This window comes from Aquiflexum gelatinilyticum (assembly GCF_024741135.1).
Lineage (GTDB): Bacteria > Bacteroidota > Bacteroidia > Cytophagales > Cyclobacteriaceae > Cognataquiflexum > Cognataquiflexum gelatinilyticum.
The window spans coordinates 134,846-161,033 of sequence record NZ_JANSUY010000011.1 but is presented as its reverse complement, the minus strand read 5'-3'; the positions used below and the strand labels follow the sequence as shown (position 1 = coordinate 161,033).

General features: G+C 43.3%; 20 protein-coding genes. 3 read left to right on the top strand and 17 right to left on the bottom strand.

The annotated features are described in order from the left end of the window. The first annotated feature begins 176 nt into the window (after window positions 1–176). On the top strand, window positions 177–362 hold the full coding sequence (locus tag NU887_RS13325) for a hypothetical protein (RefSeq protein ID WP_258423872.1): 186 nt from the start codon (window positions 177–179) through the stop codon (window positions 360–362). A gap of 173 nt (window positions 363–535) precedes the next feature. On the opposite strand, the gene NU887_RS13320 is transcribed toward NU887_RS13325, so the two are convergent. The 9 genes from NU887_RS13320 to NU887_RS13280 all read right to left on the bottom strand — a co-directional run bounded on the left by NU887_RS13320 (window position 536) and on the right by NU887_RS13280 (window position 11,423). Further along, window positions 536–1,318 (bottom strand): hypothetical protein, encoded by a 783-nt coding sequence (locus NU887_RS13320; RefSeq protein ID WP_258423871.1) that lies wholly within the window; start codon window positions 1,316–1,318, stop codon window positions 536–538. Between the two features lie 107 nt (window positions 1,319–1,425). Continuing rightward, entirely contained in the window at window positions 1,426–2,823 is a 1,398-nt protein-coding gene (locus NU887_RS13315; protein WP_258423870.1) for an alkaline phosphatase family protein, read from the bottom strand. Next, on the bottom strand, window positions 2,820–4,034 hold the full coding sequence (gene eboE, locus NU887_RS13310) for a metabolite traffic protein EboE (RefSeq protein ID WP_258423869.1): 1,215 nt from the start codon (window positions 4,032–4,034) through the stop codon (window positions 2,820–2,822). Before eboE ends, NU887_RS13315 begins: the two co-directional genes overlap by 4 nt. Before the next feature lie 34 nt (window positions 4,035–4,068). Then, complete coding sequence (locus tag NU887_RS13305; RefSeq protein WP_258423868.1) at window positions 4,069–5,223, bottom strand: 3-dehydroquinate synthase; 1,155 nt, start codon at window positions 5,221–5,223, stop codon at window positions 4,069–4,071. A gap of 93 nt (window positions 5,224–5,316) precedes the next feature. After that, window positions 5,317–6,228, bottom strand: coding sequence for a UbiA-like protein EboC (eboC, locus tag NU887_RS13300; protein WP_258423867.1), 912 nt, complete (start codon window positions 6,226–6,228; stop codon window positions 5,317–5,319). A gap of 2 nt (window positions 6,229–6,230) precedes the next feature. After that, window positions 6,231–7,139 (bottom strand): TatD family hydrolase, encoded by a 909-nt coding sequence (locus NU887_RS13295; RefSeq protein ID WP_113925701.1) that lies wholly within the window; start codon window positions 7,137–7,139, stop codon window positions 6,231–6,233. Window positions 7,140–7,254: 115 nt separating this feature from the next. Next, entirely contained in the window at window positions 7,255–8,157 is a 903-nt protein-coding gene (locus NU887_RS13290; protein WP_258423866.1) for an EboA domain-containing protein, read from the bottom strand. Window positions 8,158–8,456: 299 nt separating this feature from the next. After that, on the bottom strand, window positions 8,457–10,661 hold the full coding sequence (locus tag NU887_RS13285; protein WP_258423865.1) for a S9 family peptidase: 2,205 nt from the start codon (window positions 10,659–10,661) through the stop codon (window positions 8,457–8,459). Window positions 10,662–10,706: 45 nt separating this feature from the next. Next, window positions 10,707–11,423, bottom strand: a complete 717-nt coding sequence (locus NU887_RS13280) for a 4'-phosphopantetheinyl transferase family protein (protein WP_258423864.1) — start codon at window positions 11,421–11,423, stop codon at window positions 10,707–10,709. Window positions 11,424–11,552: 129 nt separating this feature from the next. Between NU887_RS13280 and NU887_RS13275 the strand changes: the two genes are divergently transcribed. Further along, window positions 11,553–12,158 (top strand): DUF2911 domain-containing protein, encoded by a 606-nt coding sequence (locus NU887_RS13275; RefSeq protein ID WP_258423863.1) that lies wholly within the window; start codon window positions 11,553–11,555, stop codon window positions 12,156–12,158. A 66-nt stretch (window positions 12,159–12,224) separates the two neighbouring features. Here the strand turns inward: NU887_RS13275 and NU887_RS13270 are convergent, their stop codons facing one another. The 4 genes from NU887_RS13270 to NU887_RS13255 form a co-directional block, all read right to left on the bottom strand. After that, window positions 12,225–13,388, bottom strand: a complete 1,164-nt coding sequence (locus tag NU887_RS13270) for a Gfo/Idh/MocA family protein (RefSeq protein ID WP_258423885.1) — start codon at window positions 13,386–13,388, stop codon at window positions 12,225–12,227. Between the two features lie 172 nt (window positions 13,389–13,560). Further along, on the bottom strand, window positions 13,561–14,592 hold the full coding sequence (locus tag NU887_RS13265; RefSeq protein WP_113925694.1) for a sugar phosphate isomerase/epimerase family protein: 1,032 nt from the start codon (window positions 14,590–14,592) through the stop codon (window positions 13,561–13,563). A 188-nt stretch (window positions 14,593–14,780) separates the two neighbouring features. Continuing rightward, entirely contained in the window at window positions 14,781–15,986 is a 1,206-nt protein-coding gene (locus NU887_RS13260; protein WP_258423862.1) for a cupin domain-containing protein, read from the bottom strand. Between the two features lie 114 nt (window positions 15,987–16,100). Then, a complete protein-coding gene (locus NU887_RS13255; RefSeq protein WP_258423861.1) occupies window positions 16,101–17,168 on the bottom strand; it encodes an aldose 1-epimerase family protein in 1,068 nt (355 codons plus the stop codon). 336 nt (window positions 17,169–17,504) lie between these two features. Here NU887_RS13255 and NU887_RS13250 point away from each other — a divergent pair, with 336 nt between their 5' ends. Continuing rightward, window positions 17,505–18,290, top strand: a complete 786-nt coding sequence (locus tag NU887_RS13250) for an NIPSNAP family protein (RefSeq protein WP_258423860.1) — start codon at window positions 17,505–17,507, stop codon at window positions 18,288–18,290. Between the two features lie 76 nt (window positions 18,291–18,366). Here the strand turns inward: NU887_RS13250 and NU887_RS13245 are convergent, their stop codons facing one another. The 4 genes from NU887_RS13245 to NU887_RS13230 all read right to left on the bottom strand — a co-directional run bounded on the left by NU887_RS13245 (window position 18,367) and on the right by NU887_RS13230 (window position 25,837). Beyond that, window positions 18,367–19,086, bottom strand: a complete 720-nt coding sequence (locus NU887_RS13245; RefSeq protein WP_258423884.1) for a 3-keto-disaccharide hydrolase — start codon at window positions 19,084–19,086, stop codon at window positions 18,367–18,369. 131 nt (window positions 19,087–19,217) lie between these two features. Next, window positions 19,218–21,875 (bottom strand): c-type cytochrome, encoded by a 2,658-nt coding sequence (locus NU887_RS13240; RefSeq protein ID WP_258423859.1) that lies wholly within the window; start codon window positions 21,873–21,875, stop codon window positions 19,218–19,220. 140 nt (window positions 21,876–22,015) lie between these two features. Further along, on the bottom strand, window positions 22,016–23,446 hold the full coding sequence (locus NU887_RS13235) for a DUF1501 domain-containing protein (RefSeq protein WP_258423858.1): 1,431 nt from the start codon (window positions 23,444–23,446) through the stop codon (window positions 22,016–22,018). Between the two features lie 9 nt (window positions 23,447–23,455). Next, window positions 23,456–25,837: a DUF1549 domain-containing protein gene (locus tag NU887_RS13230; RefSeq protein ID WP_258423857.1), complete on the bottom strand. Its 2,382-nt coding sequence runs from the start codon at window positions 25,835–25,837 to the stop codon at window positions 23,456–23,458. Window positions 25,838–26,188: the final 351 nt, after the last annotated feature.

The following is a 26,188-nucleotide window of genomic DNA, read 5'->3' as shown; positions in this document are numbered from 1 at the left end:
GTTGGTATCGATGCCTAATCCTTGTAGTCGGTCTGGATTTAGACAAGTTTCCAATAGCACCGCTAGCATACGAAGTCAACTTTTTATAGTATGGGGAATTATATTAAACGTTTTTTTTAGCTAAAATGAGTTAGCCATTTTTTTAACTTTTTTCGGCCATTTCCTGAGACTGAAAATTGCTATTAGAAAAAACTTTTAATATCCTGCAAAAAGCCTTCCTGACAGCTGTGAGGCCATTATTGAAAGAAGCCCGGTTGCAATCAGACGGGGCTTTGGATCCAATAGGTTTTTATCGCCGATACGAAATCCGAAAGCACCTGATCCAAACTAGGGGAGAAAATACTAGGACGACGGGGTTGTAAATACAAATTTTTAGAGCAAAAATAATGCTTCAATTTTTTTTAGGTTTGCAGAATAGCTATTGGTAGCCTTTTATTACCAATGTTGATGCGCTGCACAAAGTTTCTAGGTACAGAAATCTGGCTTCGGAGCACGAAAATCTCCTATATCTAATATCCTGTTAGTGGTTCGTTTTTTATTTCGCAATTGATTTTCTTCTTTCATAAACTTCTCCAATATATTTTTCTATATAGGGTTTTGCATCTGTCAGTTTTGCAATACCGTCAAACTCCAAAATTTGTTTCCCAAAAAAACCTTTGAGAATGCTTATAAGTTTTCCATTTCTGTAAGATAAAATTAGTGAATTGTCCACCGATGCTATGCCGTCAAGTTCTAATGCAAATTCTATAAGCTTTTGTGAGCAAAATTTAGCGTCTGAAACAAGTTTGTTTAGAGGTGATGAGTTTGTCCTTACTTGGCAAGTCAAATTGTGTGAAACAAACTTTTCTGTATTAGTGTCTGGCAAGTTTAAAAATGGATGTCCAACTTGAAGTTCTCTTTTAAACAAACTTGTTTTGTCTTTCTCAAACCAAAATCCTCTTTCAATGACTTCTAGAAATTGGTCGTGAAATTTGAAAACAAAGTGAGAAAAGTCCGTTAGCATTTCGTTCACATTACTTCCAAATTCATAAGATCTGCCATAGTTTTCATTCTCATAGTCGAAGCGTTCTTTTAGCCACTTTGAATTTTCAATTTTATATACCCAAGGATATTCTTGTCCTTCCTCCCAATTTTCTGTGAATGGCAAATTTTCACCTCTGGAAATTTTCAAAGCGTCTAAGTTTTCAAATGTTATACGTCCAAATTGTCCGTCACCTGTTTGAAAATAAATCCCCGTTAGTTCTTCACTATATAATACGTCAGGACTTAAAACAAAGTCCGCAACAACTGGAATAATAATTCCTTTCGCTAATTCCATTTTTTTAAATTAGTCGTGTCTAAATACAAAGTGGGCTGACTTTTTCCAAGAAAATCGTCAGGATAGTGGATTCAATTTTTCCTGCACAAAAATCCCCGATTTCCAGATCATCCGGTTAGGTTCATGCTATTTTCCCCAAAAACCGATTTCAAGATCAAATCCTGGATTTCGATGGGAGAGAGTTTTGCTTTGGAATTCAATGCCGGATCTTGGCTAATAAATACAGGATGGTCTAAGCTGTCCTTGGGAATGGCACCATGGGAACCTTTGACCAAAGTAGCATCCAAAGGAATGATGTCCATCAGGTACCGAAAACCAAGTTTTTTCTTCAGGATTTTGAGGCCGACAGTGGCTTTCAGCATTTTGATTTCTGGGTCGGCAAACATCTCCACAGGATCATATCCAGGTTTCCGGTGGATGTCCACACAGCGTGCGTAGTCCGGTGCTTTGGCATCATCCAACCAAAAATAATAGGTAAACCAGGAATCTTTGTCAGCGACTGCCACCAATTCCCCTGATCTTTCATGGTCAAGGTGAAAGGCTTTTTTGCCTGCCTCATCCAAGACCGATTCTATACCGGGAATACTTTCTAACAAAGATTTGACTGCCGGAATATCCTTTTTGTCTTTGACATAAATATGTGCTAATTGGTGATCAGAAACGGCAAAAGCCTTAGATGTTCCGGCGTCCAAAGTCTCCAATCCCAATTCATTTTTGACAGCGATGTAGCCTTTTTCTCTTAAAATCCTGTTTATGTGGATCGGGTGATGGACTGATGTGATGCCGTATTCGGAGAGCAAAATCACCTTGGCACCCTGCTTTTCATAGTACCCGATCAGGTCTTTGGCAATTTCATCTATCTCAGTCAGTTCTTTTCCGATTTTTGAAAAATCAATGCCGCACTGTTGCAGCTTATAATCCAAATGTGGCAAATAAATCAGCGTCAGTGTAGGATTGTGCCATTCGTCCACTTTTTTGGAAGCGTCCGCAATCCATTTGGTGGAGGCAATATTTGCGTTTGGTCCCCAGAAAGAAAAGAGCGGAAACTGTCCCAACTCAGATTGCAACCTGTCTCTCAGGTCCATCGGATGGCTGTGGCAGTCGGGTAATTTAAGGCCGTTGGACGGATAAAGCGGCCTTGGGGTCACCTGATAATCCGCATTGGAGTACATGTTGTACCACCAAAACATGTTGGAAACGGTGAACTCAGGATTGATTTTTTTAGCCACGTCCCAGATTTTATCGGATTGTACCAATTGGTTGGATTGTCTCCAAAACTTGATTTCGCATTCGTCCCTGAAATACCAACCGTTACCGACGATGCCGTTTTCCGAAGGCCATTTTCCTGTCAGATAGACTGATTGCGCCGAACAGGTGACCGCAGGCAGGACAGGCTCAATGGTGGCGCTTTTACCTTTTGCGATCCAATCTCTCAAAAATGGGGTATGCTCGCCGATCACACGACCGGACAAAGCGACGATATCTATGACTACTGTTTTTTTCATGGATTGCTGCTGTTTTGTATGACCCACTGCAGTTCCCGGACGATCGATCCTCCCAAATCTAGGTTGATGCTTTCCGGCAACACTTCCCAAGTGTATGTTTCCACTTCGAGGTGATTGCAGAGAGGGTCTTTGGAGATGTAATTCAACACATCAATGATGTCTTGTTGTGTGGAGGCGATTTTCCCATAGTCCGCCAAAAATACCGGAACATGGTAATGGATTCTCCATTCTTCCGAAACTGTATTTTCTAAGGTTTCCATGGCCTCCGGCAAATCATTGAAAGAAACCAAGCTGCTGTCAGAGTTTCGTGCTACGACTTGGTGCAAGTATGTTGACTCTGCAAAAGGGCTAAGCAGGGATTCAAGTTCTTTCCTTTGAGATTTGTCGTAAGGGATATTTACTTTCAATGCCGCACTGATCTGGATTTTTCCGATTTTGATTCCTGCTGATCGGAATGCCTGAAATATTTCAGAGGGTTTTTCATAAACTACCGCAAAATGACAGACGTCATAGCAGATCCGAATATGTTCTTTGATACTGGATTCCGCTTCTTCGAAAGAGATTCCAAGTTTCTCGGTCAAGTATTTCCCACCAACAGGAACCAGCCAATTTTGATAGAAATCAAGCACTTCCTGCGTGTTTTCCAGAATTCCATCCGGTTCCGGTTCGATGTCAAGGTGGAGGAGTTTGCCTGAATTTTTATGGATTAAATATAGCTTTTCAGCGATTTTAGCAAGGTGCAAAGTTGAAGTATGTATGGCTGCATCCAACTGCTCTTTGGTTTTGTGCCAAAATCTGTATGATAGGGGAGAAGTGGATATGCCGCCATCCATGCCTTCGGGAAGGAGCGCTGCAAGGATATCGAAAAGTCGGTCTGTGTAAGCCCATCTCTCACGAGTCGTCCAATCTGGTTGATGGACTTCGTCCTTTACTACCTGATTGTGAAAACCTCCGTATGGAAATCCATTGAAGGTAAAAACATAACAGTCGTTTGCTGCTAACCAAGCTTTGAATTCCTCCAAGTTTTCGGTTTTTGCCAATTCCAGGCTAGCCTCGTGGGATGAACGAAGTCCGATTCCAAAAGGTGCTTTGGCAGAAACCTTAGCTTTTATCCTTGGGATGTATTCTTTGAGGTTTTGAAAAGTTGCCTCCCAGCTTTCTCCAGGATGGATATTGGTACAATAGGTTAAATGGTGACCGTTTTTATACATGAGTTTAAGGAATGAATCAAATTATACCCAAAAATCAGGAACGGGCAACAAGATTTTCTTGGTGAAACAATTTAAGCTGATCAATGGATTTTAGAATCAGCTCATTGTCCATTTGGTGGACTTCAACCCCTTTGCCCATAGATTCCAAGAGGGTAATGGTGAGTTCACCGCCAAGGTGCTCTCTGAATTCTTCCAATCCTTTGAGCAATGCCTGACCCGACAATTCCGGATGGTAGATTTCAAAACCCAAGGTTTTGATCAGGTTTATGATCCGCATCAGATCGGCTTGGCTGATCATTCCTTTGAGATAAGAATAGGTACTGTCTAAAGCAATTCCAATTGCGACGGCTTCACCATGCCTGACCTGATAGTGGGTAAGGTGCTCCAGTTTATGGGCTGCCCAATGTCCAAAATCCAAAGGTCTTGCCGAACCTGTTTCAAAAGGATCTTTGCCCGCGATATGGTTCATGTGCATTTGGGCACATTTGATGATCAGTTCCTGCATAGGCTCCATTACCCTATTTGCGAGCTGATCGGCATGTTTTTCCAACCACTCAAAAAAGCTTAAATCCTTGATCAAAGCGACTTTGATAGCTTCTGAGATACCGGATCTCCAATCCCTGTCATCTAATGTTGTCAGAAAATTGAAATCATTGATCACCGCATATGGAGGTGCAAAAGTACCGAGGTAATTTTTCTTTCCGTAGGAATTGATGCCGTTTTTGACGCCTACACCTGAGTCATTTTGAGATAGTACGGTAGTCGGGATCCGAATATGTCTGATTCCCCTGTGGGAAATAGCCGCCGCAAAACCCACCATATCCAACACTGCTCCGCCCCCGATTCCCACGATATAGGAATGTCTGTCAATTCCGTAAATGCTTGTGGCATCCACGATTTTCTTGAAAATGGTTTCATCGTTTTTGGATATTTCCCCACCGGGGACTACCAAAGGTTCTGAGTTTAACAAAAACTTGTTTTCGTATGCTTTTGCGTATTCCGTGATATCGTTGAGGAGATTTGGAAAAGCATCTGATACACCGCTGTCCACCACAAAAAAGGCTTTTGCTTTTTTTCCGTTGTCCAGAAAATCAGCAAGCATTGGGTTATTGACATTAAAAATTCCTTCCAAAAAACAAACCTGATACCGAAACGGCACGGTGAAGGTCTGTTCAATAATCTTTTCCATTTTTATAAACTTAAATTATCAAAGTCTCTATTCAATCTCAAATATGGCCTTTTTGTTTTCTTAATCTGCAACTGAATATGATTGCAAAAAATTTCAAGTAACGGCGAATTTTTTGGCAAGGTAAATTGAAATGGGCAATAACAATAATACAATTATACCAAATTGCCATCCGGAAAATGCCGCTGCAAGGGAAGCATTGAGGATAATCAGGGAAATCACCCCTGCTTTGACGGCCTTTCCTATCAGTTGGGGGATTTGTTCACGCATAGCCTTGATCAAAGGAGGGAATATCATGTAGGCAAAAAGTGCGATGAATGGAATGACATGAAAAAAACGATTTCCTTCCAGAATACTTAAAGCAGCAATAGAAAGTATGATGAAAATGTACATCAAAAAACCACCTTTCAGGGCTCTTCTGTTTTTACCATGGACTTCGCCCCGGCTTATCATGGTGATCGCAGCAACAAAAATCAGCGGTATAAATCCCAAATACCAATAGCTCTGAAGCATGACGGGGAAGGCACTGATTCCCAAAAGAAGGTTTCCTGCACGGCAAAGGCCCATGTTGATTGGACCAAAAATAAACTGATGCTTGCCCCAATAATCATACAAGACCGCCAAAACAGCGACAGTCAAAGCAATCAATGCGCTGAGAGTACTGACATTCCAAGCGGCAATTATTCCGATCAAAAGCAACAAAAAAGCCATCAAGGCAGCTTTTCCCTTGGAAACTCTTCCGCTTGGAATAGGTCTTTCGGGTCTTTCTTTTGCATCCAATTCAGCATCGAACACATCATTGAATGCCACACCGCCGCCATACAATCCGATGGTGGAAAGTGTCAGCCAAAGCAGATTATGAAAAACAGGAGAGTCAATCAATCTGGTTTGGTCCGCAAAAATGACCAAAGCTCCGCCTGCGACGGCGAAGCCTGCCCAAATATCTGCGATGGCAGTGACGATGTTTGCGGGGCGGGTGAGTTGAAGGTAGGCTTTGATTTTTGACATGCTTAATTCTCCACAATGTCAGATCCTTCGACTCTTGGGGTCTGTCCGCCTCTGAGAACGGAGTTGCCAAATTGCCTTTCTCTTTGGTCAATCGGTTCCGGTTTGAGCCAATCCATTTCATCCATCTGTCCACTTTGGGAATAGGCTGTCAGGGCATTTTGGTAGCATGTCATGCGGATATGTTCTTCAGGAATTCCCATTTTCCTCATCAAAGCGGCTGTTTTTGGAACCGCCAAAGGGTCACTGATACCCCAATCAGCGGCACTGTCTACAATTATCCTTTCGGGACCGTAATGCTTTACAATCTCTGCCATCCGCTCACTTCCCATTTTGGTGTGTGGATAAATGGTAAATGCTGCCCAATAACCCCTGTCCAAAACCTCTTTGACGGTTTCTTCATTGTTATGGTCGACGATGACCATGCTTGGCGGCAGGCCATGTTCTTCACTGACATCCATGCTGCGGTAAGTTCCTTTTTTCTTATCCCTATGTGGGGTATGGATCAAAACCGGAAGATTCACTTCCTTGGCCAATTCAAGTTGAAGGCGGTAAAAACGGTCCTCAGCTTCCGTTTGGTCATCATAGCCGATTTCTCCGATGGCGACGACGCCTTCCTTCCCCACATACAAAGGCAACAATTCCATTACTTCTTCGGCCAAAGGAACATTATTAGCTTCTTTCGAATTCAGCCCCATCGTACAATAATGGACGATGCCGAATTGCTTGGCGCGGAACCGCTCCCAACCGACCAAGGTGCTGAAATAATCTTTGAAGCTTCCCACCTCAGTTCGTGGCTGACCCAACCAAAAAGCCGGTTCGATGATCGCTACGATTCCTGCTTTGCGCATGGCTTCGTAGTCATCAGTAGTCCTGGAAACAACATGAATATGGGGATCTATAAACATTTCCATTTTGTGATATTTTTATGTGGGTAAACTATATTATTTAAATGGTCCATAGTCAACAGTCCATAGTCCACAGCAGGTTCTATTGAACTCAAAACCTGTTAGGAATATTACTTGAAGCCTATTTAGGAAGCGTTTCCTGGAATTCCTTTCCTATTGATTCCCAGGTAATTCCTCCGGTTTCGATGGCTTCTTTGATGACATGGTTTTCATCAAGCAGGTTCCTTGCTTTGTCAAAGCTGCTTTTGATGCAAGCCAAAAGCGCGGCCTTTTCCTGAAGCGGGTCTCCGGTCTGTAATACTACCTCTATGTCTTTTATGTTTTCTTCATTGATAAAAGGCCCGACAAAACGCCAAAGCTCAGGCATCACTTTACGTCCTGCTGCCCATCTTTCATGGGCAAAGTCGATCAGGATATTGGCAAGTTGAGGATTGGCCCTTTCATCCGCTCCTTCGATTTGATATAAAGGTCGGAGCAGGAAAATGGACTTGATCACCATCTGATTCCAAGCCCTTTCATCAAAATTAGCCGCAGGATATGGATTGTTCAGGGCAATGGCATCAAAGATAGAACTGATGTTGGTTCTGAGACCTTCGATAGCACGATCCTTCATTTCTTTTTGGAAAGGCATCAAAGGAATGGCGGCATAAAGGGACTGCTGTTCGTGCATGTCGCCGGTTTCAAAAAGTTTGTTCATCGCCGTCACCCAAGATGTCGGGTCTCTTTCTTCAAAGTGAAGCAAGAGGTAAGTTCTTGCTGTCTGCAGCTGGTCCCAAGTATCGGGACGGAAACCTTGAAGCAAAGTATTTGCTTCGTTTTTTTGACTTTCAGAAGGCTGTAATAGGTATTTTTTGAAATACCTCGATGCCTGACCAAAGGCCATATAAAACTTCAGGTAAGAAGATTCTGATTGGATTTTTTCTTTTTGGACCAAGAGCCATTCGATGGATTTTGGATCAGCCTCCTGCTGCAAAAACTCCAATAGGAAGGCTTTGGCTTTATCTAAATCTATAATTTTGTCCATGGTTAACTGTTATTTAGGTCAAATAGATCCAATGTTTGGCCGATTTACTTTTATGTGAATTTAGATTGTCCTCATCGATTTTCATAATCGGAAGAATATGATTTAAATCATGAGAGGATTTGTCCACTTCATTACAGGTTTTGGATTTCAGTTTGTCCTCCCTTAACTATGATCTACACTTTTCCAAAGGAATAAATGTAATCAAATACACTTTTTCAAAGGAAAAAATGTAAATCATCACACTTTTCCTAAGGAAAGCTTTGAAATTAGGATGAATTTTGCCTTTGAATCTGTTGATTTTACCTTCCTCCCGGCGGGCAATATTTCTTCAAATAATTGGTATACAATGTCGATAAGTGAAGGTATGCAGCATCTCCGCCTGAGATCCCATGAGACCTGTTGGGATAGGGCATGACCTGAAATTGCTTGTTATGCTTGATCAGTTCGTTGATGAGCATGTCGGCGTTTTGGTAATGGACATTGTCATCGGCGGTACCATGGATATAGAGCAAGTTGCCCTTCAGATTTTTGGCATGAGTCAGAGGAGAACCGTTAACAAAGTCTTCCAAATTTTCCTGAGGCAAGCCCATATATCTTTCCTGATAGATATTATCATAAGTGAGTTGGTTAGCTACTGCTGCTCCGGAAATGCCTGTCTTGTAGATTTCAGGGTATTGGAACATCAGGTTGAGTGTAGCTGAACCCCCGCCACTCCAGCCCCAAACTGCGATCCTTTCGGGATCCACAAATGACCACTTTAGGATTTCCTTTGCACCAAGGGCTTGGTCGCGGATATTGATGTCACCAATTTTGCGGTAGATGGATTTTCTCCAAGCGCTCCCTTTTGGCGCAGGCGTACCACGGTTGTCCAAGGAGATGTAGATATATCCGTCTTGGCGCATGTCACCTCTGTAGTACCGGTTTCTGGTCGCACCAAAAGCATCTGCAACTGTCGCACCCCAAGGTTCGGTATAGACATAAAATAGAACAGGATATTTTTTTGCTGGGTCAAAGTTTACAGGCTTTACCATCCACCCGTCCATTTCGACGCCTTCTTCCGTGGTGATTTTAAAAAACTCTGTTGTCTTTTGCACTTGCGCACCAGCGAGGTTAGCAGCGATGCTTTCCTTTTCATTCAAAGCCTGATGCTTTGGCAGACTCACCATTTCAGCCAAGGGTTTGGTGTAATGGTTGGAAAAACGATGTTGTGCAAATTTGGCATTGGGAGAAATGTTGTAACTATGTGTTCCCTCAAATCCTACAGGGGAAACCCTTTCCAATTTTCCTTTGCCATCCAATCTGGTACGGTAAAGATATTTTTGGGTAGCATTGTCAGGAGAGGCAATGAAATATACCAATCCGCTTTTTTCATCATAGCCTTTTAATGAAATGGCATCATAGCTTCCCGGTGTGACCAAAACCTCTTTGGTCCCGTCGGTACTGATCCTGTACAATTGTCTCCATCCTCCTTTTTCACTTGACCAAAGAAATTCTTTTCCACCTGCAAGCCAATGCATGGGATGCTTGAAATCTATGTCGTAAGTATTTTCCCCTGGAACCATCACTTCTACCCAAGCAGGATCTCTTTCTGTATGGATAAGTTTTGTTTTTCCGGTAGCCGCATCGACCCTCAGGATTTTGCTTTCGTTTTGTTTGCGGTTCAGCTGCTGTACCAGAAATTCATTTGTCCCGGGAATAAACTCCAACCTGACGAGATAATGTTGTCTTGGGTCACCTTCGATATCCATCCATTTGGTTTTGGAGGTAGCAATATCAATCACGCCGATCCGAGCTGCTGAAGGGCTTTCACCGACTTTTGGATACTCTACAGGAATGATTCTGGAATACACCGAGTCGGTATTATTGATCATGTAATAATCCCTTGTTCCTTCTGCATCCAATTGCCAAAATGCGATCGACTTGCTGTCATTACTCCAACGGAAACCATCTCGGCAGGCAAATTCTTCCTCATATACCCAATCGAATGTTCCGTTAATGAATTTTCTGTTTCCGTCTTTGGTAAGTGCGGTGGTGGTCTGTGTTGCGAGATCTTCCAAGTAGATGTTGTATTCGCTGACATAAACTGCTTTGGTGCCGTCAGGGGATATTTTTGCAAACATGAGCGAAGATTCAGGCCTTGATTTGCCCAATTGTTTTAGGCTGTTGTCCTTCAGATCCAAAACCCAATAATCACCACGGGTGTTGATTCTCCAGACCTGTTTGGAATTAGTGAAAATAAGCAGCTTGGAATTGTCATCCGAGAACGCATACAAGTCCAATTTGAGCGGTTCGCTTTTTCCTGTAGGAGTCAATTGTTGTTTGCTGACGAGCACTTTTCTGTCGTTTGCAGGCAAGGTGTATTGTACGATCTCGCTTTGTTCGACACTGAAATAAGCTGTGCCATCATTTGACCATTTGATATCGCCTTGTTGGGCAAAAGAAACAGTGATAAAAAAATGGGCCAGAACAATCAAAAACAGCTTTAAAGGATTTTTGGGCTTCATAGAATTATTTTTTGGTTGGATAAATGGGAAGGAATGAAGGAGTTTTCAAAACTCAAAGTATTTAATTTTTGAAGAAGCATTTTTAAAGCACAGGCTACACCAATAATCTTCTTCGATCAACAAGCTTTTGGTATTCCAAGGATCCGTGTTTTCCGGCAATTTAGCAAAATCTTGGAGTGTATTTAATTCATTGAGATTGTCCATCAGACCTGTTCCTTCCGCTTTCAATATAGATTCTTTAATTGTCCAGATTTTGAAAAATTGGTTGATTGGTTCTTTTGATTTTTGAATAAAATCAATTTCATCATGATGAAAAGACATTTCCAAAATGGATATATAATCAAATTCAGGATTTATTCTCTCCACATCAATGCCACAGGGATTGTTGGAAAAAATAAATAGGAGCCAATCACCTGAATGCGAGGTATTGTAATGGATGTCTTTTTGGATTTTGATTTTGGGCTTGTTGAATTCGTTTACCTCAAATTCTACTGATTGTGGTTCACAACCGATATAGTAACTGCAAAGTATTTTCTTCATTACGGAGCTGGCAAGAAAACTGTATTTGTCCTGTTCTCTCACAAATCTTTCTGATTTTATTAATTCTTCCCCGCTTAATAATCCCGTATGCCGCAGGATTTTCTCCAAGTTATTTGCTATCCCAATCCGGATTATATGAAGCTCATCCAAAAGCGGAGAGACCGCGAATTTTTCCCAAACGGGATTGGTTTCTTGCCAATCGATAATTATGTTTGAACTCAAAGGCCGCTTTTTAAAACAAAAATGTTTTATTTATTGAGGAATCCAAAATTTTGTTGATCTCTTCTTGGAGATTAAATTTCCATTCCTTATCGTATCTTCACCATTCCATAAATCCAAATTATTAAAATTATGAAAAACACCAGAATCTATTTCTTTGCAATGACCTTGATGTTGTTTTTGGCAGCTACAGTTCAGTCTAATGCACAACTTCAGTCCCCTGCTGCAAGCCCGGCCGCTTTTGTTTCCCAAAATGTAGGTTTCACCAAAATCAGTATCGACTATTCTTCTCCTGCTGTGAAAGGAAGGCAGATTTTTGGGGAAATCGAAAAGTATGGCGTAACCTGGAGAGCGGGTGCCAATGCCACAACAATCATTGAATTCAGTACGGGAGTAAGTGTTGGCGGCAAAAACCTTCGCGCCGGCAAATATTCCATTTTCATCACACCAATGGCTTCTGGCGAGTGGACTGTTCACCTTAACGGTAAAGCCAATTCAGTTTTTACCTACATGAAAGACGGCAAAATCGACGAGGAAGCAATGGCAAAAGATGATGCAGTTGCTATCAAAGTAACTCCCGTAATGACAGCGGATTCTCAGGAAAGACTTTCTTACACCATTTCTGCAGAAAACAACAAAGTGGCCAAGGTGACTATGGCGTGGGAAAAAGTAAGATTGTCATTTATGGTTGACACTCAGGTGGACCAAAAAATGGAAGGCTTTAAAGGAGCTTTCTGATTATTCCCATTACATCAAACGGAAAAAAAACCTCCAAAAAGGAGGTTTTTTTTATGCTCTTTTGGTTTACTTCTCTGTCCAATCTACCCCTGTATCTTTCCAACTTTTTGAGGCTGCGGAGTCAAGGACTGCCTGACAGACTTTTTGGGTTTCGTAGGCATCTTTGAAAGTCGGTGAGCAGGGTTTCCCGGTTTCTAAGCTTTGGAAAAAATCCGCTGCATGATGGATGAAAGAATGCTCATACCCGATGCTAGTTCCGGGAATCCACCACCTTTTCATGTAAGGTTGTTCTCCTTCAGTAATGTGGATTTTTCTCCATCCCCTGACATGAGGATCATCTTTATGGTCAAAATATTCCAGCCAGTTCATGTCGTGTAAATCCCACCTGATGGAGGCATGTTCCCCGTTTATTTCAAAGGTATAAAGGGCTTTGTGCCCTCTTGCATACCTGGTAGCTTCAAAAAGCCCGAGGGATCCATTGTCAAAGTGGCAATGAAAAATACATGCATCGTCAATACCGACTTTCTGAACCTGTCCGCTTCCCTGATGAACCCTTTCTTTGACGAAAGTTTCGGTCATGGATGAAACATCTTTGATGCCGCCATTAAGCCACATGGCCGTATCGATGCAATGCGCCAAAAGGTCTCCGGTCACCCCCGAACCTGCAGCGTCTACATCCAATCTCCAGAGCCCATCTCCACCTTGTGGCAGTTCGGGATTGATTGTCCAGTCCTGAAGGAAGTTGGCGCGGTAATGGAATATTTTACCAAGTTTTCCCGAGTCGACGATTTGCTTGGCTAAAGTCACGGCCGGGACTTTTCTATAATTGTACCAGACAGTATTTGCAATACCTGCCTTTTCTACAGCTTTGACCATTTTCTCGCCTTCCTCCAAAGTTTTGGAAAGCGGTTTTTCACAAAGGATCATCTTTCCTGCAGCAGCTGCCGCAATGGCTATTTCGGCATGAAAAGCATTGGGGGTACAAATGTCCACCGCATCAATGTCATCTCTCGCAATCAGTTTCTTCCAGTCAGTTTCGTAGGAGGTATAGCCCCACTGTTCAGCAAAGGCTTTGACCTTATCTTCCCTCCTTGCGCATACAGCCTGCAATACTGGCAGGTATTCAAATTCAGGAAAAAAGTCAGGGATGCGCTTATAGGCGTTGGTGTGAATTCTACCCATCAAGCCCGTTCCTATGAGTCCGATTCTTATATGTTTTTTGCTCATTATTTTGGATTTAAAGATTTGAAAATTTCAAAGGGTTGGAAAGTTTAAAAGTTTCAAGGTTAAAAAAAGTTTTGAAGTCTTTACCGATTACCTCCCACCATTCACTTCCTACTTCCTACCTCTTACCTCTTACCTCTCACTTTTCACTTCCAACTTCTGACTTTATACTTCCCACTTATCCAACCCATCCATGTGCATTGCGCACTTCGATCATTTTGGCAAGGATATCGTTCCAAGTCTGCTGCTTGCCCATCACGGCATTGGGAAACATACAGCCATCCCAACAAATATGCTGGAAAGCTTTGGTGAGTTCTCCATCTGCATTTCGCAGCCAATGGCCTGCGTCTCTAGCAATGTCAAGTTTGCCATTTGGATCATTAGCAAGGCAATGTCTGCCTGTTTTGTCATGCGAACCCGAACCGAAAACTGTCCCGTCATTTTGTGCCACATGGAAATCAATGGTCCAAGGTCGGAGTGCTTTTGTCAATTTTTTGAATGCTTCATCCAATGTCTCCCGGTCATTCCAGTCAAAGTTCTTTGGAAGAATCCTGTCATCCGGGCTGTTGTAACCCAACATGTAAAGGAAAGTATGGGACATATCTGCCTGGAATCCGATGTTGGGCCTGTTGGTCTGGTCAAGGGTGTCCACCATCGCCCTCCAACTGTGCATGCCTCCCCAGCAGATTTCACCTTCGGCAGCGAGCTTTTCTCCAAAATCCGCAGCCACATCACAGGCTTCTCTGAATGTCTGTGCAATCAGTTTGGTATTGTTGATCGGGTCTTTGGCCCAGTTTTCAACACTGCTGGCCGAATCGATCCTTACTATTCCGTAAGGTCTCACACCAAGGTCTTTGAGTTTTTGACCGAAAACACATGATTTTCGGACCATTTCCACAAAAAGGGCACGGTCTTCCTTACTTCCCATAGCAGGTCCACCCCAGATCGGAGCAACAAGGCTTCCGATATTCAGGTTGAGTTTCTGCACTTTTTCTGCCAATCTCTTGATACCGTCATCGGACATATCCAGATCAATATGTGGATCAAAAAGCCCGATATCAATACCGTCAAACTTTACCCCATTGACTTCTGCGGCGGCGGTATATTGCAGCATGTCTTCAAATGAAATGATTGGCTCTGAGTCGGGGCCTTTCCCCACAATACCCGGCCAAGTCGCATTGTGTAGTTTTGGATAGTTATTTTGGGACATGGTATTTTGGTTATTTGTTAATGGTTATTGGATGGATTATGGTTATTCGGTTAATGGGTATTTTGCTAGAAGGTTAATGGTTATTTGGTTAATTGATTTTGAATCCGAGCTTTTCTCGCTTCTCGGCTCTAATATCTCGCCTCTTATTTTGCTTGGTACTTGGTTCTTGATACTTTGTACTTTAATTATCAAAGTTTCAAATCCGGATTGTCAGGACCGAAATGCTTCAACATTACAATGGGATCTGTTTTTGAATGGTTTGTGATTTTGACACCGGCCATAGCAGCTTTTTCGCTGACGAAATACTCGTCATGGGTCAACTGTCCAAACCGGATCAAGGCAGGTGTTTCGATATCCCAAGCCCCCATTTTTCCATGGCCCTGCATCATGATCATGCCGTAAGCGGCATTGTCGGTAATGGTTACGGTCTGACCCGGGAAAACTGTCAGTTCTTTGGCACTGTAATCGTGAGAGCGATAGCAAATCCAAGACTCATGGTATCCTGCAGCATGCATTTTCTCAATATCCTGCACGGGCTTTGGTTCCATGTAGTGGTTGTCCATCAGGTTTGGATTGACATTCAAATCCCAATCGATCATCTCCAAAAGCAGCTCATAATCTCCGATTCGGTCTTTTGGAGTGGCATTCCATAGGAGTTCATCCGGAATGATGGCCTCATTGACCAAGGACTGGTACATGGCAAAAATATCTGAAGCTTTTTGTGGTTCGTAAGTACACAAACTACCCGGTGCATGTAGCATTCCGGGGGGCACATCCCAACCTGTTCCGGGTTGTAGTCTGAATGCCTGAGAATAATTGGTGATCTTGTTGTCGCCCTTGTTGAAGTTTTTCAAACAGTCAAGGATGGTTTCCTTGGATGTCCCCGGGGCAATTCCAAAGAAAGTATAGGGAAAATCCCCGCCGTGGTTATTCACCTGCGGTGGAAAATAGTAAGCTTCGGGTTTGCCGTTTTGTCCGGTTAGTGCACCGAATTCATCACTCGGATGGATATGGTGAGGAAGCGGGCCCATATTGTCAAAAAACTTGGAATACATCGGCCACGATTTGTATTTGTTCCATAACCTGTCACCGATGATTTGGGCCCCGATGTCGGCTATGGCATCTTTCAACAAGAAAAGCTCCGTTTTGCCACCGTCTTCAAATGCGATGTGGCTGAGACCTTCATTTTTACTTGTTAAGGGGCCGTTTTGGGCAGGAGTGGTCGAAGAAAACCAACGCTCGTCAATACCTCCCCGGGCTCCACCGAGCGCATAGTAATCGTCAGGATGGAGTTTGATCCGCCTTCCCGGAACACAAAAAGAACGCGGCACCCATGTTGGGGTCAATCTCAGAATTCCTTCTCCTTGGTCTAATGCTTTTTTTGCCAAACTCATTGTTGTTATTGGTTATTGGGTTGTGTTGATTGATAAATAAGCTTAATATATTTCTATCTGATATTAATTGATATTTGATATTAATGGATATTGAAAAAAGAGGTTATTGATTAATTAGATTAGTTTTTCAATTCCCTCTTTTGAAGAAATAATTCTGATTTCCAAGTCATAGATTCTTTTTTCTTTGGGTTCCAATAGGATCAGGGTTCTTTTTTTTCTTGCACCACTCTGGCCGATAGGTGGATTAGTGGCTGGCTCTAGTGCAGTCACATATTCACCTTTTCCCCAATGTTGCCAGTTGATCAGCCAAGGAAGCTGGTTCTTGTTGAAGGTAAGAGAAAGACCGATTCCAAGTTTTTGATTGACAAATCCGCAGGTGCTTTTTCCGTTTTCATCGGCTTTGGGATCAATAAAGGCTACATCTTCGCCAAATCCTGCATGGGCATCCATCGGAGCAGGGCATTTTTTGAAGTTGTTTTTTGGGTTGAAAATTCTATTGTTCGGATCGTTGTCCATGGAATTCCATTTTCCTTCCCAAACGATTTCTGTTCCTTCATCTATCAGCGGCCAACCGCAATTCAAATGATAGAGCAACATGTGAGGTGCCGGCGTATTCCCAAGGTTGGTGATTTCGTCCTTGACCTTGATAACAGGCTCGCCCAATATTCCCGAAATGGTTCTTTTCATCTCCAATGAAGGACCAAAGCAGGTAGTCTCCCGAATGATGCCGGATATACTCATTTCCATGTTTCCATTAAGTGGATCAGGTTGAATGATGGATGTGATTTCTGCGGGGATATTACTTGCATTTCCATGTAATCCTCGATTTCCAAATTCATCGGATTCGGGACCGCCAACATGTGAAAGCCCACAGGTGGTCAACAATCCTCCTCCAAATGTCCTCAGCCAATCAATGCCTTTGTTTGAAAACGGTTGAGGTGAAGTGATACCTGCATGGCTGATCCAAGCCAGGCTGTGTGCATTGAAGAAGGCATCGGCAATGTCCATTCCTCTGTCAAGTACCACTTTGTATCTCAAGCCTGTTCCGGTATTGATCCAGGCGATCCGAACTCCCTTACCCAATCCATTGTCCAAAACGGATGTTTCAATCCCTCCCAACTGCATGCGGTTGGAGATTTTGTCTTTCCAATTGGACTGCTTCAGCTCATTCAAATCGCTCATAAATCCTGTAAAATATTCAAAATTCAATTTATCATCTGAAATCTATGTCGGTATCCTGTTCTGTCAGGCATGAAATTTATCTCCCTTAAAATTAGCCATTTAAAACCATCAAAAAAGACAAGTTTAACTTTTTCCAGGCATGAAAATTCCGGATTTTCAGAATATTCCAATATTTATTCCAGTGTATTTTAACCTACAGAAATGATGAACCAAAAAGTACATAAGACATTTTGTAAATTTTTATCCATTCATAAAATTCTCCTGCTTATTATCAATTACTTCCTAATCCAAATGGAGATTTCAGTACATTGAAACAGCTTTAAACCTAAAATAACCATGAAAATCAAAACATCACTTCCGATCCTCCTTGGGATTATTTGCTTCTTTTTCGCTTCGGAGCTTTTAGCCCAAAGCACCAAAAGGGATTATTATGAATTGAGGATTTACCATATTGAAAATCAAAACCAAGAAAGCCAGATTGACAATTACCTCCAAAATGCCCTTTTGCCAGCTTTGCATAGAAATGGAATAGAAAAAGTCGGGGTTTTCAAACCGATTGCGATCCAACCCGATGCCGGTAAAAAAGTATATGTATGGATTCCATATAAGTCCTTGAAGCAATATGTGAGCCTTCAATCCAAATTGGATAAGGATGCTGCCTATCTAGTCGCGGGAAAAGACTACATCAATGCACCTCACAATAATCCCCCATACAAAAGAATAGAAACTGCGTTTTTGCAGGCTTTTTCGGGAATGGCCAGATTCATGGAATCAAAAGTAGAGGGGCCTAAAAAAGACAGAATATATGAATTGAGAAGTTATGAGGCCGCGACCGAAAGATTGTATAGACAGAAAGTAAAAATGTTCAATGAGGGAGAAATAGATATTTTCTTCAAATTGGATTTCAATCCTGTATTTTTTGCCGAGACTTTGGCCGGTGCCCAAATGCCAAATCTGATGTACATGACCACATTTACCAATATGGAATCACGGGATGCGCATTGGAAAGCATTTGGAACAGATCCTGATTGGGACAGGATGAAAGTGATGGAGGAATACCAAAATACGGTTTCCAAAAATGATACCCGACTGCTTTATCCGACTGATTATTCGGATATTTAGGTCACGAAAGTTTAAAACAAAAAGTCCAACATGGTATTGTCATGTTGGACTTTTTATTGCTACCAAAGGAAGAACCTTAAAGCTCCTTCAATTGGATATTCCGGAATTTGACCTGCATCGGAGGACCGACATGGACCTGAATTCCCAATAACCCCTTCATACTTCTGTTGACAGTGTCTTCATCCACCACCTCACTGATCAGCACGCCATTGACAAAGTGCTTCATCACATTGCCCTTGACCACAAGATGGATCATATTCCAATCTTCGCTTTTGATCAATGTCCTCAGGGAATCCGCATCTCCCAATTCTTCAATAACGCGAAGGCCTTTCCAGGCATTTCTCTCAATGTTATCCCGCAATTCACCTGCAGGAGTTTGGGGATCTATGGTGGTTTTTTGCCCGATATATGCCAAAGTGGTACGCTTTCTTTCTTCGTAGTTTTGACCTGTGTAGGCATTTTTGCCATCAATATCCGCCTGATAGCCGCGCAATGCAAAAGGTAGCTCTGTGAATCTTTCACTCCTGTAATTGATACCGGAATTGCCGTCCTTGGTGATATTGACTTCAAGTTTGAGTTCAAAATCCGCCGGTTCACCGCCTTGCCAAATCAAAAAGGAATTTGCGTCAAGGATGGTCTCAGGCGTAATTTCACCTACAATATTCCCGTCTTCCACCCGCCAATAAGTTGAATCGCCTTCCCATCCTGAGAGACTTTTTCCATCAAAGATGGAGACGAATCCGGTAGGTTCAGGAGCTGTACTTGGCGGGACAATACCCGTTTCCCCGCTTTTCATTTCGGTATTGTGTACGGGATTGTTGCATCCTGCCAACCCGATTAAAACAAGGGTCATCACTGGAAAAGTATTTTGCCAAAAGGCTGACTTTTTCATTTGGTTTTTAGATTAATTATGGAAAATATCACTTGTTACTTGTACACTTCATGCTCAGCATTTCCACCAGAGATCAGGTAAGCCATCAAGTCTTTCAACTCTTCCTCATTGAGCCTGTTGATCATTCCCGGCATCATGATCGAAATCTCAGAAAGTTTTTTACTCTTGACATCTTTTTTGGGGATCTCCCTGAGCATATCGGGAGCGAATGGGTTTTGGGAAATGAAATATTTGTCCACATCCTCATTGGTCAATTTCCCCAAAATCGAGCTGCCATCAGCCAGATAGAAAATAGTGGCGGCATATTGGTCAGAAATGGTATTGTTTGGATTGATGGTGGCATCGAGGATGTCTTTTGCTGAAAACCTCGTGCCCAACTGTGTGAGATCGGGTCCGATAATTCCTCCTTCACCCTTCATCGTATGGCAGGATTGACATAAAGTAGCGGCGTACATGGCTTTTCCTTTTACCAAATCCCTTCCTTTGAGATCCGCCATCAGCGGCAATGCTTCCTCTACGGTCCATCTTTTTCCCGGACCGACAGGCTGCACATCGCTGACGATAAGGTCATTGCCACTCCCGGTCAGCAGGGAAGCCCCAGACATTTCATTGTATTTCTCAAAATCAGATTTGGGCACATGTGTCAAAGCCATTTTTCTGGCCCTGTCCACGAATCCAACATAACTTACGCCTCCCTTGTATTGGAAAGCATCGTGGATCCAGGTGAAATATTCTTCATGCAGCTCAGGCGTCCAACCAACTTTGGCATTTCCCAAAACCGTAGCCAAATAGGATTGTTGGGCAGGAGGGACGCTCGAAAGCATCTTTGCGATATCCAATCCATATTGGGGATTTCTCAAGATCAAATCCGAAGAAGAAGTAAATGTCTTCTGATAATCTGCATCGTCTTTGGCGTCTTTTAGCAATGCCAAAGTTTTGGAAACAGCATCAGGTGCATCGATGTAGACCAAGACTTTACTCAAGGCCCTGTCAAGGTGATTGTCATTTGAAGGGAAATTAGGATTCAGGTAAGCCACTAGCTGAGATTTCAAATCTCCCGCAGGGACGCCTTGTCTGAACAGCGTCAATTCAAAAGCGCGGATCAGGTTTTGCTTATCGGTATTGCTCAGACTTCCATAATCTACACCTATCATTGCCTGAAGCATCTTTGGCTGCTGGGATTTGTCAGCATGTCTTGCCATGGCAATCATGGCTTGGGTCAGGATTTTTGGATCTTTTTCAGCCAATGCTTTGTCTTTCCATTCGCTGATTGGCTGGTGTTCCAAAGCGACCCTTGCAGCATATTGGATAAACCTGTCTTCATCCTTCAGGTAAGGCCATGCAAAATCCACCGCACCTGCTTTTGGCCCGCCGGTATGGAATTCTTCCAGTTTTCTTCGGGTTTGAATGGCCTCAGGAACTTCAGTTGATGCGCTGCTTACTTCGCTATCTTCATCACCGGCATAGTATACCCGATATAAATCTGATTCCAACCTTCGCCCTCCTGTCATAAAATACATTGCTCCATCGGGACCGATCTCTCCATCTGTCAAGGGAAGTGGCGAACCTGAAATAAATTCCTCTGCTGTTGCCGAATAAGTTGCGCCGGATGGGGTCAGGCTGACAGCGTATATGATCCCAAAACTCCAATCAAAAGCATACAGCGCTTTTTGGTATTTCTCAGGAAATTTTGCACCCGTTCCAAACATCACGTTCGTGGGTGATCCTTGTCCGATATTCAAAGTGGCGGGAAGGTTGTCAGGATAATTGGGAGACCATTTTTGGTTGCCTGTTCTCCATCCAAACTCACTTCCACTTGTGACATGACAGATTCTTGTAGGTCTGTACCAAGGCATGCCAAAATCCCATTCCATGTCCGAATCATAGGTAAACAGTTCTCCTGCTTCATTGAAAGCGATATCGTAGGCATTTCTGAAACCCACGCTGAAGAGCTCCCAATTTTTTCCTTCAGGATCGATTTGAGCGATCCATCCTCCGGGAGCCATGCGGCTGTTGGCATGTCCACGGGGATCTTTGATCACAGGAAAGACATTGTCCTCATTCCAAACCCTTGGGATTCTGTAGGCATTCATTTCAGGCACATCGACATGGTTTCCTGCCACAATAAATATCGACTTCTTGTCAGGTGACAAAATCATGCTGTGCGGACCATGTTCTCCTGGTTCGCCCTGAAGAGATTTAATCAAGGTAATCTGTTCGTATTGGTCATCGCCGTCCAGATCCTGAAGTCTGTAAAGACCGGTTCCTTTGTCAAATGTCTCATTCGCATTATGGTTGACGGTGACATAGAGGCTATTGAAAGCAAAGAGTACGCCTTGGGCAAAACCCATCCCGATCTTGTCCTCAGGACCTGTTCCGATTTTCAGTTTTTCTACTTTTGGAGCCAAAGAGTCCGAACCGATCGCAGGGATTTCCAGACGGTACAGAGATCCGTATTGGTCTGTGACGACCATTCGGCCTTTGTCATCAAAGGTCATCCCAACCCAAGACCCCTGTTCGTTTTCACCCGGACTGTAGATGTGCTCGGCTTTGAAACCTTCAGGTAGCTTTAATTTGGCAACTTTTGGGTGGAGGGGTTTGCTTTCTTCTTCTGTTCCTTTGCCACAGGAAAAGAGAATTCCCGTGACCAAAAAAAGGCTGAGGAATTTTAAGGTTAATTTGGTGTAGGACATATTTTTTTGGGATTGAAATTGTTCGGTTGATGGTTTGTTTGATTGGGTTTTCGGGAATTTAAAATTTCATTTCAAGTTAGCGTTAATTGATTTTCAAGTAAAACCGTTCATGGATATACTTTTTGGAGCTTTTGGTATGACTAACCCTTCAGCAATCGCATTTCAGCTTTTCCATGTCCGTCCGGTGTGGTGTAAAAAGGCCTCTGCTCTATGATATAATTCGTGTCAGGAGCAATGCCCAATGCATGGTAAACCGTTTGGTGGAGGTCATTTATTTTGATGGGATTTTCTATGGTTTTGCAGGGACGCTCATCGGCAGTTTTGCCAAAAACATGACCTCTTTTGATTCCTCCCCCAAACATCAATACCGAGCAGCCATCAGTAAAATGCCGGTGCATGCCATAGTTTTTCATGTCTTCGATGATTTCCGGAACTTCTACCTGATCCAAGACTTTCAAGTCAGGTCTGCCTTCAGTAAGCATATCCCTGCTGAATTCACTCGCGACGATGACCATTGTTCGTTCCAGCCTGCCGCTTTCATCCAGGTCTTTGATCAATTGGGCTATCGGTGCATCGATCATTTTCTTCATGTCTTTCAATCGGGTATGGCCATTGTCATGGGTATCCCAACCGAAAAATGGTTCGTATTCAGTCGTCACGCTGATAAATCTTGCTCCCTGATCGACCAGTCTTTTTGCCAACAGGCATCCCAATCCAAACTTCCCTGTATTGTACCTGCCGTAGCTTTCCTTTGGTTCCTGAGTCAGGTCAAAAGCCTTGGCCTCAGGAGAATTCAACAGCATATAAGCCTGTTCCATGGATCTTTTGAGGGATTCCTTTTGGTAATCACTGCCAAATTCCCCCATCGCACTTTCCTTGATCAGGTTTTCATAGAGTTGGTTTCGGGACTCAAACCTTTTGGTAGACATTCCCACCGGAGGCCTCACGCTTTCTAAGCCTGATGTAGGATCAGGAATCAGAAAAGGTCCAAACTCACTTCCAAGAAATCCCGCACTGTGAAATGCCTTTAGCTCTTCTCCTTCCCCGACAGTAAATCTTTGACCGATATTGATAAAAGGGGGAATGACAGGATTGAGCGGACCCAATTCTTTGGCAATCCAAGATCCGAGATGGGGCACGACCACAGATTGCGGCGGTTCGTAGCAGGTATGCCAATGGTATTGGTGGCGTGTATGTAGAATATGTCCGAGGTCTGCAGCGACATAGGAGCGGATCAGGGTTCCTTTGTCCATGATTTTTCCTATGGATTCCAGTCCTTCGGAAAAATGGATGCCATCTAAAACAGAAGGAACCGAAGGGAAGGTACTCAGCACTTCACTTGATTGCATGCCTTTTCGGAAAGGTGTATATTTTTTGGGATCGAAGGTTTCGGTGTGGGCCATTCCTCCCGCCATAAAGAGCAAAATGACTGTGTCCGCTGTAGCGGGAATGGAGATTTTTGAATTACAAGAGGACATCAAACCTGCAAAAGGAGCACCGGCAGCCATGGCTGCGATGGCGGCGGCGCTTGTTTTTTTCAAAAAATCCCTTCTGTTCAGGTCCTTTCTCATTGTTTCCTTTTAATAAATAAGCTGAAATTCAGGGAGCAGGATTACTGCCCAAAAGAAATCCTGTATCTGACCCACATCCGGAGAGTTTCCCAAAGCCGCTAAGGCGATTTCACTTTCTTTTTTGCTTGGTTTTCGGAGCAAAGCTTTGTTGTAAACCTCTTCAATAATGACGGGTCCGTCTTTGTATTTTTCTTTCCACTGCGCTGCTCCTTTTTGCAAAACTGTGTTGAGTCGCTCCCCATTGGTCAATTCCAAAGCCTGTAACAAACTCGCCTGTGAATCACGATTGGTAGAGACAATTTCCCGGTTTGGCGTTCCCAAAGCTGTGAGAAAGCTGTTGTTGGCTACAAGGGAAGCCCGGGTAAAGTGGGTATTGGAACTTTGTTCTGTAAGAAGTTGACTTGGATTGTATTTGAGGTCTTTTTCTTCAAAAACAGGACTGAAAACCTGACTGACTGCATCAGAAAATTGTTCGGCAGTCATTCTCCGCCTCACCATCCCGTTGAAAGTAAAATCGGCGGCAACAAAAAGGTCGGCACTTTTCACCCCGGATGATTGCGATTGGTAGATTTTGGAAGTGCCGATCAGGTAAATCAATTCCTTTAGGTCATAGTTTTTTTCTACAAAATCCGATGCGAGCCAATCCAACAAATCCTGACTCCAAGGTTCATTTTCCATTTCGTCCACGGGCTCGACCATGCCGCGGCCCATCATCTGTTTCCAGATACGGTTGACGATGGTACGGTACATCCTACCATTGGCCGGTTGGATAAGGTATTCTGATAACTGCCTCAATTTTTCTGAGCGGGTGGCGCTGCTGTCCATCTCCCCAAGTTCTTCCCAAAGGATCCTGGTACTTGCCAATTTTCCGATAGGTTTTTCGCACCTGCTGACTTCCAAAGTAGAATCCGCAAAAATATTGGCAAATGCATAGGCTTCTTCCAATTTCCAGTCGCTTATAAAGCTGTCGTGGCAGGAAGCGCATTTGAGGTTGAGTCCCAAGATCACCTGTCCCACATTTTGGGCGGCCTGCATCTCAGTTCGTTGGCTTGCATTGACTGTTCCCCTCCATCTGATTCCCTCGATAAAGCCTTTGGAAGCGTCGGTCGGATTCAATAATTCTTTGACAAAAATATTATAGGGTTTGTTGCTTTGCAGGGATTTGTAGAGCCAATCAGTGATATTGTATCGGCCATTGGTGATGTATCCGGTTCCGGTGTAGTCATTTCGCAGGGCATCATTCCAAAATGTCAGCCAATGAGTGGCATAATCATCATTTCTGTCAAGTAGTTTCCGAAGCCAAACCGCTCTTTTGTCAGGATTGGAATCCGTGGTAAACAATTCCAATTCTTCAGGGCTCGGAACCAATCCAACCACATCTAGGTAAATCCTGCGAAGGTAAGTCCTGTCATCAACAGCAGCCTGCCATTTTAACTCATTTTCTTCGAAATAAGCATTCACCCAAAGGTCGATGGGATTTTCAAGTCCGGCAGATAGCCGTGGTAATACCGGTTTTCTCGGTGCCAACTTCGCTACCCGATAGACGCTTTTTTGCTCGGCGCCATCGGGCCAAGGTGCTCCTTTTTCTATCCAAAAACCAATCAGGTCAATTTCCTCCCTGCTCAAATGCTTTCCTTTGGAAGGCATGACATCCTTGTGGTTTTTTGGCAAGTTGATCCTGCGGAAGAGCTCACTTTCATCAGGATTTCCAGGTGAAATAACAGCACCGGATTCTCCTCCTTGAAAGACAAATTCCCTTTCATCCAACCTCAGCTCGCCTTCGGTCTTTGCGCCGCTGTGGCATTTGTAGCAGTTATGCGCCAAGACCGTCCGGACTTCTCCGATCAATTGCATTTCCTTTTCCGGACTTAATCCCGATGCGCCGCTTTCGTAAGCAGCCAAGTCAAAACTGCCGGAATCATAAGCGTTGCTGTTGTTCCAAGGGAAAGTTTCAGTCAAAAAATCCTCGCCATGTGTCAGGGATGCTCCAAAATGTCCCGAAAATCCGACTCCAAAGGCGGCTATAAATAGCACTGCGCGGTAAGCTTTGATTTTTCCGGTTTGTTTTTTCTTCCCAACCTGATTCAAAAAGTAAAGTACAGCTACACTAAAAACCGCAGATCCAATCCCTAACCATCGGTGAAGGTCTAACAGGTCACCTTCCACAGCTTCATTGGTGGCCAGCAAAAGACCAAAGACAGCCGCTATCAAGACGGATACAGCGCCTGCCAAAACCATCAGGTTGATGCCGGGCCGTAATTTGGATTGGAATTTACCAATCGTAAAGAATTCAAGAAAAGCGCCAAACAGCAGCAGGGCAATAGGAAAATGTACCACCATAGGATGGAGCCTCCCCAAAAACTGCCAAAGCCAAAAGCCATCTGAAATCATCTTAAAATTTAACGGAATAGATTTGATTAAGAAATCGTAATCCTAATTTTCTTCTCTTTTGGATAAAAATCCATCCTGTACCTTCACGTTTGTCTTTTTCGATGGGATAATTAATATGTATGTCCGCAATGGTGCCAGAATACAGGATATCCATTTTAATTTTTTTCTTCATACTTAATTTCCCGGTGCATCGGTCTTCCGTCCCGACTGAAGAAGAATATTGGGTTACTTGCAAAGAAGCCGATATCTATTAAATTCAAAATAGCTTTTTGCCGACTGCCAATTCCCGTTTGCTATTTGAATTCCCTGTGTATACCTTAAAGGGAAATTCCCCAACCGGGTTCAGGACTG